Source organism: Saccharopolyspora elongata, assembly GCF_004348985.1.
Taxonomy (GTDB): domain Bacteria; phylum Actinomycetota; class Actinomycetes; order Mycobacteriales; family Pseudonocardiaceae; genus Saccharopolyspora; species Saccharopolyspora elongata.
In genome coordinates this window covers 39,282-52,294 of sequence record NZ_SMKW01000030.1, presented here as the reverse complement: position 1 = coordinate 52,294, position 13,013 = coordinate 39,282, and the positions used below count along the sequence as shown (strand labels likewise).

12 protein-coding genes and 1 pseudogene are annotated in these 13,013 nt (G+C 71.3%); 3 read left to right on the top strand and 10 right to left on the bottom strand.

The window, feature by feature from the left end:
- Positions 1 to 49 precede the first annotated feature (49 nt).
- On the top strand, positions 50 to 1,318 hold the full coding sequence (locus tag E1288_RS22370) for a TIGR02679 family protein (RefSeq protein ID WP_132488094.1): 1,269 nt from the start codon (positions 50 to 52) through the stop codon (positions 1,316 to 1,318).
- A 102-nt stretch (positions 1,319 to 1,420) separates the two neighbouring features.
- Here E1288_RS22370 and E1288_RS22365 read toward each other — a convergent pair whose 3' ends face one another.
- Positions 1,421 to 1,906, bottom strand: coding sequence for a GNAT family N-acetyltransferase (locus tag E1288_RS22365; RefSeq protein ID WP_132488092.1), 486 nt, complete (start codon positions 1,904 to 1,906; stop codon positions 1,421 to 1,423).
- Between the two features lie 96 nt (positions 1,907 to 2,002).
- On the opposite strand from E1288_RS22365, the gene E1288_RS22360 reads away from it, so the two are divergent.
- Positions 2,003 to 2,563: a VOC family protein gene (locus tag E1288_RS22360; RefSeq protein ID WP_132488090.1), complete on the top strand. Its 561-nt coding sequence runs from the start codon at positions 2,003 to 2,005 to the stop codon at positions 2,561 to 2,563.
- 30 nt (positions 2,564 to 2,593) lie between these two features.
- Here the strand turns inward: E1288_RS22360 and E1288_RS22355 are convergent, their stop codons facing one another.
- On the bottom strand, positions 2,594 to 3,667 hold the full coding sequence (locus E1288_RS22355) for a saccharopine dehydrogenase family protein (RefSeq protein ID WP_235883727.1): 1,074 nt from the start codon (positions 3,665 to 3,667) through the stop codon (positions 2,594 to 2,596).
- Positions 3,668 to 3,758: 91 nt separating this feature from the next.
- Positions 3,759 to 4,505 (bottom strand): IclR family transcriptional regulator, encoded by a 747-nt coding sequence (locus tag E1288_RS22350; RefSeq protein ID WP_132488088.1) that lies wholly within the window; start codon positions 4,503 to 4,505, stop codon positions 3,759 to 3,761.
- 331 nt (positions 4,506 to 4,836) lie between these two features.
- Between E1288_RS22350 and E1288_RS22345 the strand changes: the two genes are divergently transcribed.
- The gene (locus E1288_RS22345; protein WP_132488086.1) at positions 4,837 to 5,223 is read left to right on the top strand and encodes a hypothetical protein; all 387 of its coding nucleotides are present in this window, start codon (positions 4,837 to 4,839) and stop codon (positions 5,221 to 5,223) included.
- Between the two features lie 363 nt (positions 5,224 to 5,586).
- Here the strand turns inward: E1288_RS22345 and E1288_RS22340 are convergent, their stop codons facing one another.
- From E1288_RS22340 to E1288_RS22310, 7 genes and pseudogenes are all read right to left on the bottom strand, one after another.
- On the bottom strand, positions 5,587 to 6,054 hold the full coding sequence (locus E1288_RS22340) for a hypothetical protein (protein WP_132488084.1): 468 nt from the start codon (positions 6,052 to 6,054) through the stop codon (positions 5,587 to 5,589).
- Between the two features lie 587 nt (positions 6,055 to 6,641).
- Positions 6,642 to 8,199 (bottom strand): annotated as a pseudogene (locus E1288_RS50405) (alpha/beta hydrolase).
- A 228-nt stretch (positions 8,200 to 8,427) separates the two neighbouring features.
- Positions 8,428 to 9,210, bottom strand: coding sequence for a putative hydro-lyase (locus E1288_RS22330; RefSeq protein ID WP_132488082.1), 783 nt, complete (start codon positions 9,208 to 9,210; stop codon positions 8,428 to 8,430).
- A gap of 148 nt (positions 9,211 to 9,358) precedes the next feature.
- Entirely contained in the window at positions 9,359 to 10,240 is an 882-nt protein-coding gene (locus E1288_RS22325; RefSeq protein ID WP_132488081.1) for a 5-oxoprolinase subunit C family protein, read from the bottom strand.
- Positions 10,237 to 10,848, bottom strand: coding sequence for a 5-oxoprolinase subunit B family protein (locus E1288_RS22320; protein WP_132488079.1), 612 nt, complete (start codon positions 10,846 to 10,848; stop codon positions 10,237 to 10,239). Before E1288_RS22320 ends, E1288_RS22325 begins: the two co-directional genes overlap by 4 nt.
- Positions 10,848 to 11,609 carry a LamB/YcsF family protein gene (locus tag E1288_RS22315; RefSeq protein WP_132488077.1) on the bottom strand — a complete coding sequence of 254 codons (762 nt, stop codon included), beginning with the start codon at positions 11,607 to 11,609 and terminating at the stop codon, positions 10,848 to 10,850. Before E1288_RS22315 ends, E1288_RS22320 begins: the two co-directional genes overlap by 1 nt.
- Before the next feature lie 7 nt (positions 11,610 to 11,616).
- Positions 11,617 to 12,837 carry an NRAMP family divalent metal transporter gene (locus E1288_RS22310; RefSeq protein ID WP_132488075.1) on the bottom strand — a complete coding sequence of 407 codons (1,221 nt, stop codon included), beginning with the start codon at positions 12,835 to 12,837 and terminating at the stop codon, positions 11,617 to 11,619.
- Between the last annotated feature and the right edge of the window lie 176 nt (positions 12,838 to 13,013).

Sequence of the window (13,013 nt, the reverse complement as noted above, 5' to 3'; positions counted from 1 at the left end):
CGGGTGTCCTTGACGCCGCATACTTCCGAACGAATGGGGGCGAATTGACGTGAGTGTCGAGGACGACGTCCGCGCGGCGTGGGGCGTCGAGCCGCTGCGCGGGCTGTGGGAGAAGGCCCGGGAAGCGCTGGAGGCGGCGAGCCCGCCGGCGACGTTCCGGTTGGAGCTGCCCGACGCCGAGGCCCAGCGAGCCGTCGGCGAGCTGTACGGCCGCCCGATGTGGGGCCAGGGCACCCGGATCAGCCTGTCCAAATTGGACGAAGCGACCCGGCGGAGCCGGTTCGCGCTGGGGCTGGCGGAAGTCCTGGAGATCCTGCACGAGCGGCCGCTGGGGCGACGTGAGGCCGCGGAGCGGGACGAACGGCGCGAGCGGACCGCGGAGACCGTGCGAGCGGCACTCGCGGAGCGAGGGCTCGCGACGGCCGCATGGGCGGAGCCGTGGACGCAGTGGCTCCAGCAGTACGGGCGAGTCGGCGACGACGAGCTTCCCGCCGTCGCGCGGAGCGCGGCCAAGGCGTTGGGCGCGTTAGCGCTGGCGGAGCCGCCGGAGGCGTGGACGTCGCGCAGCGAGCTCGCGGCGAGCGTTGGCGGAGCGCATGCGCTCGACAACGGCACGGCGTTGAGCCGGGTCGTGCTCAAGGCGGCTGCGCTGGCGCACGGCGTGGAGACGCCGGGCAACGAGCGCGAGCGCCGGGCTTTGTGGGAGCGCTGCGGGGTCACACTCGATGCCGTGTCCGCGACCGTGCTCTGCTGGGCCTTGCCGCTGGTCGGCTCCGACGACTGGTCGCAGGGCGTCCGGCAGCGGACCGAGCTGGGCCTGCCGACCCATCTGACCCACCTCGACCTGCGCGCCGCCCCGACCAGTCTCGTCGAACCCGCCACGGCGATCGCGGTGTGCGAGAACCCGCGAGTCCTCGAATCGGCCGTGGAAGAGGGCATCGCGCATCCCGTGGTCTGCGTGTCGGGCCGCCCCTCGACCGTCACCCGGGCGCTGTTGCAGCGCCTCGCGGACTGCGGTGCCGTTCTGCACTACCACGGTGACTTCGACTGGCCGGGCGTCAGCATCACCAGCTCGCTCCTGGCGCACCACGGCGCGCGCCCCTGGCGGATGTCCGCGGCCGACTACCGCGAAGCCCTCGACCAGGCCGCCGCGACCCGCACCGACCTGCCCAACCTCGTCGGCGCCCCGCTCGAAACCCCCTGGGATCCGCAGCTGTCCGAGCTGATGAGCACGGCCGCCAGGGCGATCGAAGAGGAAGCGGTGCTGCCCACCCTCCTCGCCGACCTCCGGCGCGGGTTGAGCACCTCGCGCACCTGACCCCGCCCACCGGCCAGGATCGACGATCTCCTCTGGTCAGGGACCCGTGAGCGGTTCGGGGTGCGATGGCGCACCGGACCGCTCACGGGCACCTACCGCGCCTCAGAACAGCTGGTACATGACGTGCAGGCCGACGTAGCCGTGGCCCGGGTGGTGGAACGCCTCCGGCAGGGTCGCCACGATCCGCATGCCGAGCGACCGCCAGAGGGCGACGGCCCGGTCGTTGGTCTCGACGACCGCGTTGAACTGCATCGCGCGGAAGCCGTCCGCTCGCGCCCGGTCCAGGACGTGGCGGCCCAGCGCCCGGCCCGCGCCGCGCCCGGCGTGTTCGGGGTCGACCATGAAGCTGGCCGTCGCGACGTGCGCGGCCGGCCCCTCGTGGTTCGGGCCGGACACCGCGGTGCCGACCACTCGGCCGTCGTCGACGGCGACGACCGTCCGGCCCGGCGGCTGCGGGAACCAGCGCTGCCTGGCTCGCTGCTCGTCGATGTCGCGGTCCCAGGAGAACGTCTCCCCCGCCACCGCGATCTCCCGCATGAACGGCCAGATCGCCGACCAGTCGTCGGGGTGCGCTTCGCGAATCCGCATGGCCCGCAAGCTAAGGCCCCGGGCGGGCCGGTCGCCACCCGTTTTCGGTCCCGGATGAAGTTGTGCGAAGCCCGGGAGTGCCCTTACGTTCGCCGCATGGCGTCGGTCGTCGTGGAGTTCTCGGCGCGGGAGCCGGAGCGGCTCGCGCGGTGGTGGGCCGACGTGCTCGGTTGGCGGCTCGACACGGCGTGCGGGATCGTCGTCCAGCCGACCGGCCCCGGGGTGCCGTTGCGGTTCGTCGCCAGCGCCCGCGCCAAGAGCGGCAAGAACGGCGTGCACCTGGACCTGCGCAGCGAGACGCACGACGACCAGAACCGGATCGTGGAGCGGTTGTTCAACGCCGGTGCCCGGTTCGCCGACATCGACCAGAGCAGCGAGGTGCCGTGGGTGGTGATGGCCGACCTCGAGGGCAACGAGCTGTGCGTGCTCGAACCGCGCAAGGTCTACGCCAACACCGGCCCGGTGGCCGCGGTCGTGGTCGACACCCAGGACCCGCGTTCGGACGCCCGGACCATGGCGGCGGCGACCGGCATGGAGCTGGCGGGCGAGCGCTCCGAGTTCGCGTCCTTGCACCCGGCCTCGGGCGAGGGGCCGTTCCTGGAGTTCCTGGAGAACGACGACGGCCCGGAGGGCATGCTCCGCGTCCTGGTCGAGTGACCCGCGCACCGCTGGCCGGGTGCGGGCGGTTCAGCGGTGGGCAGGTTCGATGATCTTGACGCCGTGCAGACGCCGGACGAAGTCCGCGCCGAACGCCGTGGCCGGGGTGTGGGCGCCGGGGGCCGGCGGTTCGGAGCGCAGGGCCCCGACCGCCCGGAGCACCGCGTCCGCCGTGAGATCGTAGGTGTCCGGGCCGATCAGGGCCGCCGACACGCTCGTGCCGTCCGGCGCCGTCGCCTCCGCGTACACCTCGACCCAGCTGCGCGAGCGGGTCGCCCGGCCCGGGCCGCGCACGGCCGCGCCGATCGCCGCCCGGCCCAGCCGCTGCACGAGGTGCGACCCCATCACGACCTGCGACAGCCTGGCCGAGCGCGGGCCGGTCCGGGTGAGCCCGGGCAGGTGCGCGAAGGTGGTGATGTTGCCGATCCCGGTGCTGCGGTAGGCCGTGCTGACGTCGCCCCAGGGCAGCGAGGCGACCCGGCGCGGCCCGGACGGGAACGGGATCTCGCGCCGACGCCACGCCATCGGCACGGAACGCACCTCGCCGCCGATGCGCGCCCGACCGCCCAGCGCGGCTCCCTCCAGCGCGCTCTTCAGCGTTCCGCCGCTGATCCCGCCGCTGGAGTGGAAGGCGAGATCGAGGTGCGTCGCCGTCGGCAGCTCGGCGGCGACCATCGCGGCCAGGCAGTCGGTGGGCACCACGTCGAAGCCCGAGCCCGGCAGCAGCACCACCCCGGCACGCCGGGCGTCCTCGTGGCGCTCGAAAACCGCCTCGAACACGTCGATCTCGCCGGTGATGTCGAGGTAGTGCGCGCCGGCGCGCAGGCAGCCCTCGACCATCGGCGCCGACGTCGCGGAGAACGGCCCGGCGCAATGCGCCACGACGTCGACATCGCGCAGCGCCTCGGCGACCGCGTTCGGGTCTGCGAGGTCGAAGACCCGGTAGGGCAGGCCGCGAGGCGTGGCGAATGCCGCGACCTTGCCCGGATCGCGTCCGGCCAGCACCGGCCGCTCGCCGCGGTCGAGCGCCAGGTCAGCGACCAGCTGACCGGTGTAGCCGCTCGCTCCGTAGATCATCCAGGTCATCGCAATCCTCCCGGTCACGCCGAACACCCTGGTAACGAACACCCCTGGGAACGGTCACGGGTTGCCCCGAGTTGTTCCGATCACCCCAGATCGCCGCGCGCCCGCGCGATCAGTTCGCCGAGCGGCCGAGGGCAGCGGCGATCGCGCTCGCCGTGTCCTGGACCTGACCGAGGAGGCGTTCCAGCTCGGGCATGTCGGCGTCCGCTCGCACCGTCGTCAGCGAGACCGCGGCCGCGAGCTGCCCGGTGGCGTCCGGGATCCCCACGCCGAGGCAGTGGACCAGCGGCTCGAACTCCGCCTGGTCGGTGGCGTAGCCGAGCCGCTCGACCTCGGCGAGGTGATCGCGGAACTCGGTCTCGTCGGTGATGGTGCGCTCGGTGTAGCGGGTGAAGGCGTGCGCGGACAGCAGGCGGTCCCGGCGTTCGGCGGGCAGCGCCGCCAGGATCACCTTGCTGGCCGCGGCGGTGTGCAGCGGCACCGCCCGGCCGATCCGCGACCAGGTGCGGATCGACGCCGCGCCGTTGATCTTGTCCACGTAGACGATCTGACCGTCCACCAGCTGCGCCAGGTGCACCGTCGAGCGCGTGGCGTCCGCGAGCGCGATCAGGTGCGGCCGGGCGACGGCGCGCAGGTCCATCTCCTCCAGCACCTGCTGGCCGAGCTCGACCAGCCGGAACCCGAGGCGGTACCGGCCCTCCGGGCCGCGGGCGATCAGGCCGCCGTCGGCCAGCGGCTGCAGCATGCGCAGCGCGGTCGAGCTGTGCACGCCGAGCTCGCGCGCCAGCTCCGCGATGGTCTTGGGCGCCGCGGCGAGGGTTTCAAGCACGTGGACCGCCTTGGCGACCGTCTTCGACATCGACACCCCCTCGAACGCGCTGCAACATTAACAGAGGAATTGCAAATATTGCAGCGCGAGCCCGGGGCGATGCTCGCCGACGCCCGGCCGAAACCCACTCCGGCAGCCGCAAACCGACAAGAATTCACTTTTCATAGCACCATCCAATCCGATCCCTTCCCTTCCGCCCGGACGCGCGGGCACGACAAGAGCACGCCACCACAACTAATTGCGAAACTCGCTCGGGTGAAAGATTGCGTCCGAACCAGCCCCAAATTGACAGCAAACCTGGCGGGTGATCGACTTCTCGTTGCCCCCGGTCAGCAATTCGGTACATGAAAGAAGGCCCCGAATGCGACACTCGCCCGTCCTGCTCAGCGCCGCGTTGACGGCCGCCGCGTTCGCGATCGTGCCGACCGCCCCGGCGCTCGCGGCAGTCCAGCAAGCCCCGGCTTGCGCGCTGTTCGCCTACCAGCCGACGCGTGACGGCAACACCTTGACCGCCATCGGCGGGCGAACCGGGTGCCTGAACAGCGCGACGGTCACCGTGCGGATCGTCGTCGAGCAGAAGGACGCGACACCGAAGGTGATCGGCGAGTTGGCGCAGAGCGGCACCGAGATCAACCTGACCACGAAGGCACCGTGCAACTCCGGCGCCACCGTCAGGGTGCACACCGAGACGATCAGCTCGACGGGATCCATCGCGCACTCCCCGGCGATCACCTTCGAGAAGTGCTGATCCGACTCTGAGCGGGTCGCCGGGGTGCGGGCACCCCGGCAACCGGGTCGGCGGCGTCAGCCGCGGCCTCCCAAGGCACCGCCTCGCGTGGGCACCCCGACAGCGTGCATCGGGCCCCACCGAGGCGGTGTCTTCGTCATGCCGTCCGTAAATCTTCCTCCCGGAACACGGCGAATCGGCAGAACCGTCAACGCGTCGCCCCCGAAATTGCGGACCACCTCCGCCGCACTCCTCGAATCCCACCTCCTTTCTCGCCAAAATCGCGATTCCCGGTCATATTCGGTCGAATGTCATCCAATGCACCGGAAGAATTCCCCGCCGTTCCGCAAACCGAATTCCGCACCGGATTCCGCCGCGGTGAACTCAAGCCGCGGCGAGCACCCGGCCCGGCACGTCCGGGTCGCAGCCCAGGCGGGGCAGCTGCGCGCGAACGGCGCCGCGGGTCCGGCCGAACTCCTCGCCGAGCTCCCCGATCAACCGGCTCGCGGTTTCGCCGACCGAGCTCAGCCACCGCTCCCGGAGCCGCTCGCCGTCGGCTTCGGTCCACGGCCGGCCGGCGTTGGGCGGCCGTGGTCGGCTCCGCCCCCGCCTCGTGGCCCACGGCGAGTGCAGCGCGGCCAGGCCGTCCAAGGTCTGGGCCAGGAACGCGTTCGCGTCGCAGAGGCCGTCGACGGCGATCAGCAGATTGCCCTCGGCCACGACGAGGCCGTCGGCGTCCGCCCCGGTGAACTCCACCGCGACGGTGGCCGGCTGGTCTTCGCCGGCGGGCTCGCTCTTGGCGGTGACTCCGTAGATGTGCTGTCCGACTCGTACTTCGTTGCGGAAATCCATGCCTCGAAGCTAAGGGCCCCGGCGGGCGGACTCCGGGAGTCAAGCATCGAACCGGCGCGTGTCGGGACGAGATCTCGATCGAGTGAGGGGTGACTCACACCCGGGACCGGAACACCGCCGCGGGTCCGGCCGTTGAACAGTTCGGTCGGTGCGCCCGTGTCCCCCGGGCCTCAATGACCGCCTTCGCGGAATACCGTTCGGCTGGAGCCGCGTCGCGCCAATCGCCGCAGAGGCGACCGGCGCATCGGCCACCAAACGAAGAAGACCCCCGCCCTTCTCAAGCTCGGACGGGGGTCTTTTCGTTTGACCGGTCGAACACCACGGCGTTTCCACACGTGCTTGGGCAACCTGCGGCACGCAACGCTGCCACAGCTCAAGCTGCCGCAAGCGGCGCAGCCGCTTAGCCCACCCTCGCAACTCGCACCGCCGCGGGTTCTCAGAAGTCTTCTCGCGAGGACAGCCCCGACGCCGCGTATTGGTCCATACACAAGTCGGGGATCCCACAGCCGAGAAGGCTTCTGTAACTCCCGCAGGGGGGCCGCTACCCGCACCGCCACGCAAAACGAGCCTGGAACACTATTCTCGCATCAGGCGAACGGTGGCTTGTCCGGTTGGCAGACCTGGCCCGGTTCCGGGACCTTCAGGTCCGTCAGGAAGTCCGCCGCGATCCGGTCGGTGCACGGGCTGTTCCCCAGGATGCAGTGGCCGAACGAGTCGACGCTCACCAGGCGGGCGTTGCCCAGTTCCTGCTCCATGCGGCGGGAGAACTCGTACTGGGTGGCCGGGTCGTAGAAGTTCCCGAACAGCAGCACCGGGTTCGCCGCCTGGTGCTGCCACGGACCGCGGTGCACGTCCGGGTCATCTCCGGCCAGTTCGAGCACGCGGCCAGGTCGCTGAACGCCTGCGACCGGCCGAAGGTCGGCGATTCCGCCTCCCACTGCGCGGCGATGCCCGGAACCTGCTGGGGCTTCTTGGGAATCGGCTTGTCCGCGCAGTTCACCCCGTAGTAGGTGTCGTCCACGTAGCTGCTCTCCGCGGCGTCGGCGGGAGCGTCCAGGCGACCGATCGAGGTCGGCTTGCTCAGCAGGCCGAGCAGCTCCGGGACCAGCCCCGGCTTCGGGTGCAGCTGCCGGTGCAGCGACTGAAGGTCGGTGGCGAGCTGCCGGAACTGGTCCGGGGCGTACAGCGCGCTGCTGACGCCGTCGGTGAACTGGTCGAGCGTGATCTCCGAGCCGTCCGGCATGGTGATCGGCTCCTGCCGCAGGTGATCGCGGATCTCGTCGAACTTCGCCCGCGGATCGCCCTCGCCGAACGCGCACCGCTGCGCCTTCTCGCCGCAGAGCTTCAGGAACGAGTCCAGCGCCAGCTCGAAGCCCTGCGCCCGCTCCCGGTCGTACTGGACGCCGTCGGCGGTCCGCAGCTGCGGATCCACGTTGCCGTCCAGGATGATCGCGCGGCTGCGCTCCGGGAACATGTTCACGTAGGTCGCGCCCAGCAGCGTGCCGTAGGAGAAGCCGACGTAGTTGAGCTGCTCGTCGCCCACGCCCTGGCGCATCGGTCGAGGTCCCGCGCCACGTCCTTGGTGGACATGTGGTGCAACAGCTCACCCGCGTTGTCGTCGCAGGCCTCGCCGTAGTCCCGGAACGCGGCCATCGTGGTGCGGATCTGCTTGTCCGTGACCGGCACCGAGGAGAGCCGGCCCAGCACCTCCTCCGCCTGCTCGGCGGTTTCGAAGCAGCGCAGCCGGGTGCTGCGATCGACCCCGCGCGGGTCGAAACCGATGATGTCGAAGCGGTTCAGCACCTGCGGCTCGAACTTCTTCACCGCGGTCACCGGCCGGTTGAACCCGGCGCCGCCGGGCCCGCCCGGGTTCAGGAACAGCGAGCCGATCTTCGCGTCCGGGTCGGCCGCCGCACGGCGCATCATCGCCAGTTCGACGGTGCCCTTGCGCGGGTCGTCGTGGTCGATCGGCACCGGGTAGCTCGCGCAGCGGTAGAGGTACCGCTCGGTGATCGGCACCCCGTCCAGCGCTTCGCTGTCGCACTCGCCCCAGGCAACCGGTGCGGCACCAGGAGGTTGTGCCATCGCCGGTGATCCCGCCACCACCACTGTGCCCGTGACCAGCGCACTCGTCGCGATGGCCAACGCTCGGCCTAATCGGCCGGAAAGCGCCCCCACCCGAACCTCCTTGTGTCGTCTGAGAACTCCGGCTTGGAGTCAACAGTCCGAAAAGGAGGGCGGACACCGCAGAATGCACGAACCTCCAGCGCAGGAGGTGTGCTCTTCGGACTAAGGGTCCGCACGTACGGGTCGTCCCGGATGATGGCGGTTTCGCGCGAAAGCGGCGATTTCACCCGATCCGGGAGGCGGCGGTCACGGGACCAGGAAGCGGCTGTCCCGGGCGTCGGTGATCGCCATGTAGCCGGGCGCGTGGCCGATGGCGAACGGCGGCCTGGACCGCATCACGGCCGCCTGCGGCGTCACCCCGCAGGCCCAGAACACCGGGATCTCGCCGGGCCGGATCTCCACCGCGTCGCCGAAGTCGGGCCGGTCGATGTCCTTGATTCCCAACGCTTCCGGCGCGCCGATGTGCACCGGGGCGCCGTGCACCGCCGGGTAGCGGGAGGTCACGCGGACCGCGGTGGACACCAGTTCCGCGGGCACCGGCCGCATCGACACCACCAACGGCCCGGCCAACCGGCCTGCCGGGCGGCATTCCCGGTTCGTCCGGTACATCGGGACGTTGCTGCCCGCCTCGATGTGGCGCACCGGGACCTCGGCCTCCAGCAGCGCCGCCTCGAAGGTGAAGCTGCAGCCGATCAGGAACGACACCAGGTCGTCCCGCCACAGGTCGGTGACCTCGGCGCGCTCCTCCGCCAGCTCGCCGTCCCGGTAGACGGTGTACGCGGGCAGGTCGGTGCGCAGGTCGCCGGCGAAGATCGACATGCTGGTCTCGCCCGGCTCGGTCACGTCGAGGACCGGGCACGAGCGCGGATTCCGCTGCGCGAACAGCAGGAAGTCGTAGGCGTACTCGCGGGGCAGCGAGATGAGGTTCGCCTGCGTCCAGCCCGCGCTGTAACCCGAGGTCGGCACGCGCAGGCCGGCGCGGAACTCCGCGCGGGCCTGGTCCGGCGACATCGCCTGCGGCTGCGTCATCGAATTCTCCCTACTCGAGCAGTGAAACTCTGCCCGTTCTTCATTTGTGAAGCGCCGGAAGCGCTGTGCAAATCCGCGAGACCTGCCCACCCGTCGAGGGCCGCGCACCGGACGGAGATCCCGCAGGCCGACCTGAGGTTCCGCGCCGCTACGAAAGACGGGTCCGGAAACCCTTTTTCAAGCGGAAGCGGATCCGCTGCCCGGGACGCGCCTGGGCGGCTGCGTCGAGGTCGGCGGCGGCGACCACGGCGATCACCGGGTAGCCGCCGGTCACCGGGTGGTCGGCGAGGAACAGCGTGGGCCGCGCCGACGGCGGCACCTGCAGTGCGCCGGCGACCATGCCCTCGCTGGGCAGCTCCTCGGTGCGGCTCCGGTCCAGCGCCGGGCCGTCCAGCCGCATGCCGATCCGGTTGCTGTCGGCGGTGACCTCGTACGGCTTGCTGACCAGGGTTGCCAGAGCGTCGTCGACGAACCAGTCGTGGCGCGGTCCCGGCGCCACGCTCAGCACGATCTCGTCGGCCGGGCACACCGCCACCGGCGCGACGTCCACCTGCGGGAACCGGGCGGGCGGCGGGCCGACCGGCAGCACCGCGCCGCCGGCCAGCGGCTCCGGCCCGACCCCCGCGAGAACGTCGGTGGCGCGCGAGCCGAGCACCGGCGGGACGGCGACGCCGCCGCGCACCGCGAGGTAGCTGCGGAGCCCGCAACCGGGCACGCCCATCCGCAGCTCGACACCGGCCGGGATCCGCAGCACCGAGTTCACCGCCGCGGCGCGACCGTCCACAGTGATCGGACAGGGCGCACCGGTCACCGCTGCCGTGAGGTCGCGGGTCGCGCGGACCGCGAGCCCGCCGAACGTGACCTCGATGGCCGCGGCGCCCTCGTCGTTGCCGACCAGCCTGTTGGCCAGCCGGAAGGAGCCGGCGTCGGCCGCGCCCGAGCGGCCGACGCCGATGCCGGCCAGGCCCGGTCGCCCGAGGTCCTGGATCGTCGCGAGCGGGCCCGTGGCCAGGATTTCCAGGCAGCTCATGCGACCTCCAGGAAGCGCACCCGCACGCCGGGCCGCAGCAGTGCGGGCGGATTTCGGTCGACCCGCCAGATCTCCAGGTCGGTGCGCCCGATCAGCTGCCAGCCGCCGGGCGATTCGCGCGGGTAGATGCCGCTGAACGCGCCCGCGAGGCCGACCGAGCCCGGCGGCACCTTGGTCCGCGACTCGGTGCGGCGCGGCACCACCAGCTCCGCCGGGCCACCGGAGAGGTAGCCGAAACCGGGCGCGAACCCGCCGAAGGCGACCGTCCACTCCGCGCCCGTGTGCCGGTGCACCACTTCGCGCTCGGTCAGACCTGTCAGCGACGCGACTTCCGCGAGGTCGGCGCCGTCGTAGACCACCGGCACCTCCACCAGCTCACCGCAGGCGCGCGAGCCGTCGCGGGGCTCTGCCGCACGCACCGCCGCCTCGACCGCGCCGATGTCGGCGCGCTGCGGGTCCAGGTGCAGCAGCAGCGTCCGGGCCGCCGGGACGAGGTCCGTGACGCCTTCCGGCGGGTTCTCGGCGAGGACGGCGAACAGCGCCTGCACGGCTTCGAGATCGGCCAGCTCGATGAGCAGCCCCGAATCGGCGCACCGCAGGAACCGCATCACAGACCTCGCACAACGAACGGCGCCAACGCCACTCCCCCGGCCACCAGCCGGTCCCGCACCGCCTCGGCGATAGCCACCGCGCCCGGGCTGTCGCCGTGCACGCAGATCGAATCGGCGTCGATCTTGATGTCGGAGCCGTCGATTGCCTTGATCGGCTCGCCGGCGGCCAGCCGCACGCAGCGGTCTGCGATGACGTCCGGATCGTGCAGCACGGCGCCAGGTTCACGGCGCGACACCAGGGTGCCCTCGGGCGTGTACGCGCGGTCGGCGAAGGCCTCGCGGAACACCTGCAGCCCGGCCTGCTCGGCCCGGGCCAGCCACTCGGAGCCGGGCAGCCCGAGCACCGCCAGCGACGGGTCGTAGGCGCGCACCGCGTCGACCACGGCGGCCGCCTGGTCGGCGTGGTGCACGATCGCGTTGTAGAGCGCGCCGTGCGGCTTGACGTAGCCGACCTCGGTGCCCGCGACGCGGGCGAACCCGGCCAGCGCGCCGATCTGGTAGATCACGTCGTTGGCCAGCTCCACCGGCGGCACGTCGATGAACCGGCGGCCGAACCCGGCCAGGTCCCGGTAGCTGACCTGGGCGCCGACCACGACGCCCAGCTTCGCGGCCTGCTCGACGGCCTGGCGGATCACCGTGGCGTCCCCGGCGTGGTAGCCGCACGCGACGTTCGCACTGGTGACGATCCGCAGCAGCGCCTCGTCGTCGCTGAGCTCCCAGCGGCCGAAGCCCTCCGCGAGGTCCGAGTTGAGGTCCATGCCCGCCTCACTTCCACAGCGCGGCGATGCCGCCGAGCGAGTTGAATCCCAGGTACAAGGTCAGCAACCAGGCGAGCACACCCACGACCAGTAGCCAACGCGGGTACCGGTATCCGCCGAGCAGGTCCCGCCGCTTGGCCGCCACGAACATCAGCACGCCGAAGCCGACCGGAAGGATCAGCCCGTTGAGCGCGCCGGCCAGCACCAGCAGTGTCGTCGGCGCCTGGTCCAGGAGCAGGAACGCCACCGCTGACACCGCCACGAACGCGACGACCATCCAGTTGCGGGCGCGGGCCAGTTTCGGCGAGAAGGTCACCAGGAACGACACCGAGGTGTAAGCGGCGCCGACGACCGAGGTGATGCTGGCGGCCCAGAGGATCATCCCGAACAGCCGCAGGCCGACCTCGCCGGCCGCGTGCTGGAAGGCTTCCGCGGTCGGGTTCGACGAGGCCAGCGTGACGCCGCCGGCCACGACGCCGAGCACCGCGAGGAACAGCACCAGCCGCATCACGCCGGTCACCAGCAGCGAGACGACGGAGCTGCGGCTGACGTCGACGATCCGCTCCGGACCGGTCACCCCGGCGTCCACCAGGCGGTGCGCGCCCGCGTAGGTGATGTAGCCGCCGACGGTGCCGCCGATCAGGGTGGTGATGGACAGGAAGTCCACCTCCGACGGCCACACCGCCTGGACCAGGGCCTGGCCGACGGGCGGGTGGGAGGAGAAGGCGACGAACGCGGTCAGCAGAATCATGACCACGCCGAGGACCACGACGATGCGGTCCATCGCCACCCCGGCCTTCTTGCTCAGGAAGATCCCGATGGCGATGACGGCCGAGAGGGTGCCGCCGATCTTCGCGTCCAGCCCGAACAGCGCGTCGAGGCCGAGCGAGGTGCCGGCGATGTTGCCGACGTTGAACACCAGCCCGCCGAAGACCACCAGCGCGGCCATCACGTAGCCGAGGCCGGGCACCACGCGGTTGCCCAGGTCCTGCGCTCGCATGCCGGAGACGCCGATGACCCGCCACACGTTCAGCTGCACCGCGATGTCGACCAGGATCGACACCAGGATGGCGAAGGCGAAGGCCGCACCGAGCTGGATGGTGAACTGCGTCGTCTGGGTGATGAAGCCGGGGCCGATGGCGCTGGTGGCCATCAGGAAGACCGCGCCCAACAGGGTGCTGCGCTTCGCCGCCGACGACTTGCCGTCGGCCGTGGTCGTCTGAGCCATGGCACCTCCGATCAACTCAGAACACCGGCCGTTCGCCGGTGGCAGGGGTCTCGCGTTCGGGCCGCCGAGCGGCAGTTCCGGTCAAGATAGTGAATTGTTGAACAATTCTGCAATACCTCATTCGGAGCTGTCTCGTTACACTCAGATCAACTGCCGGGCACGTCGTTGGGAGCTCG

Excerpts from the sequence above, each read along its gene's own strand:
- E1288_RS22365 (WP_132488092.1), bottom strand. The coding sequence starts at position 1,906 with ATGCGGATTCGCGAAGCGCACCCCGACGACTGGTCGGCGATCTGGCCG.
- E1288_RS22360 (WP_132488090.1), top strand. The coding sequence starts at position 2,003 with ATGGCGTCGGTCGTCGTGGAGTTCTCGGCGCGGGAGCCGGAGCGGCTC.
- E1288_RS22350 (WP_132488088.1), bottom strand. The coding sequence starts at position 4,505 with ATGTCGAAGACGGTCGCCAAGGCGGTCCACGTGCTTGAAACCCTCGCC.
- E1288_RS22345 (WP_132488086.1), top strand. The coding sequence starts at position 4,837 with ATGCGACACTCGCCCGTCCTGCTCAGCGCCGCGTTGACGGCCGCCGCG.
- E1288_RS22340 (WP_132488084.1), bottom strand. The coding sequence starts at position 6,054 with ATGGATTTCCGCAACGAAGTACGAGTCGGACAGCACATCTACGGAGTC.
- E1288_RS22330 (WP_132488082.1), bottom strand. The coding sequence starts at position 9,210 with ATGACGCAGCCGCAGGCGATGTCGCCGGACCAGGCCCGCGCGGAGTTC.
- E1288_RS22325 (WP_132488081.1), bottom strand. The coding sequence starts at position 10,240 with ATGAGCTGCCTGGAAATCCTGGCCACGGGCCCGCTCGCGACGATCCAG.
- E1288_RS22320 (WP_132488079.1), bottom strand. The coding sequence starts at position 10,848 with ATGCGGTTCCTGCGGTGCGCCGATTCGGGGCTGCTCATCGAGCTGGCC.
- E1288_RS22315 (WP_132488077.1), bottom strand. The coding sequence starts at position 11,609 with ATGGACCTCAACTCGGACCTCGCGGAGGGCTTCGGCCGCTGGGAGCTC.
- E1288_RS22310 (WP_132488075.1), bottom strand. The coding sequence starts at position 12,837 with ATGGCTCAGACGACCACGGCCGACGGCAAGTCGTCGGCGGCGAAGCGC.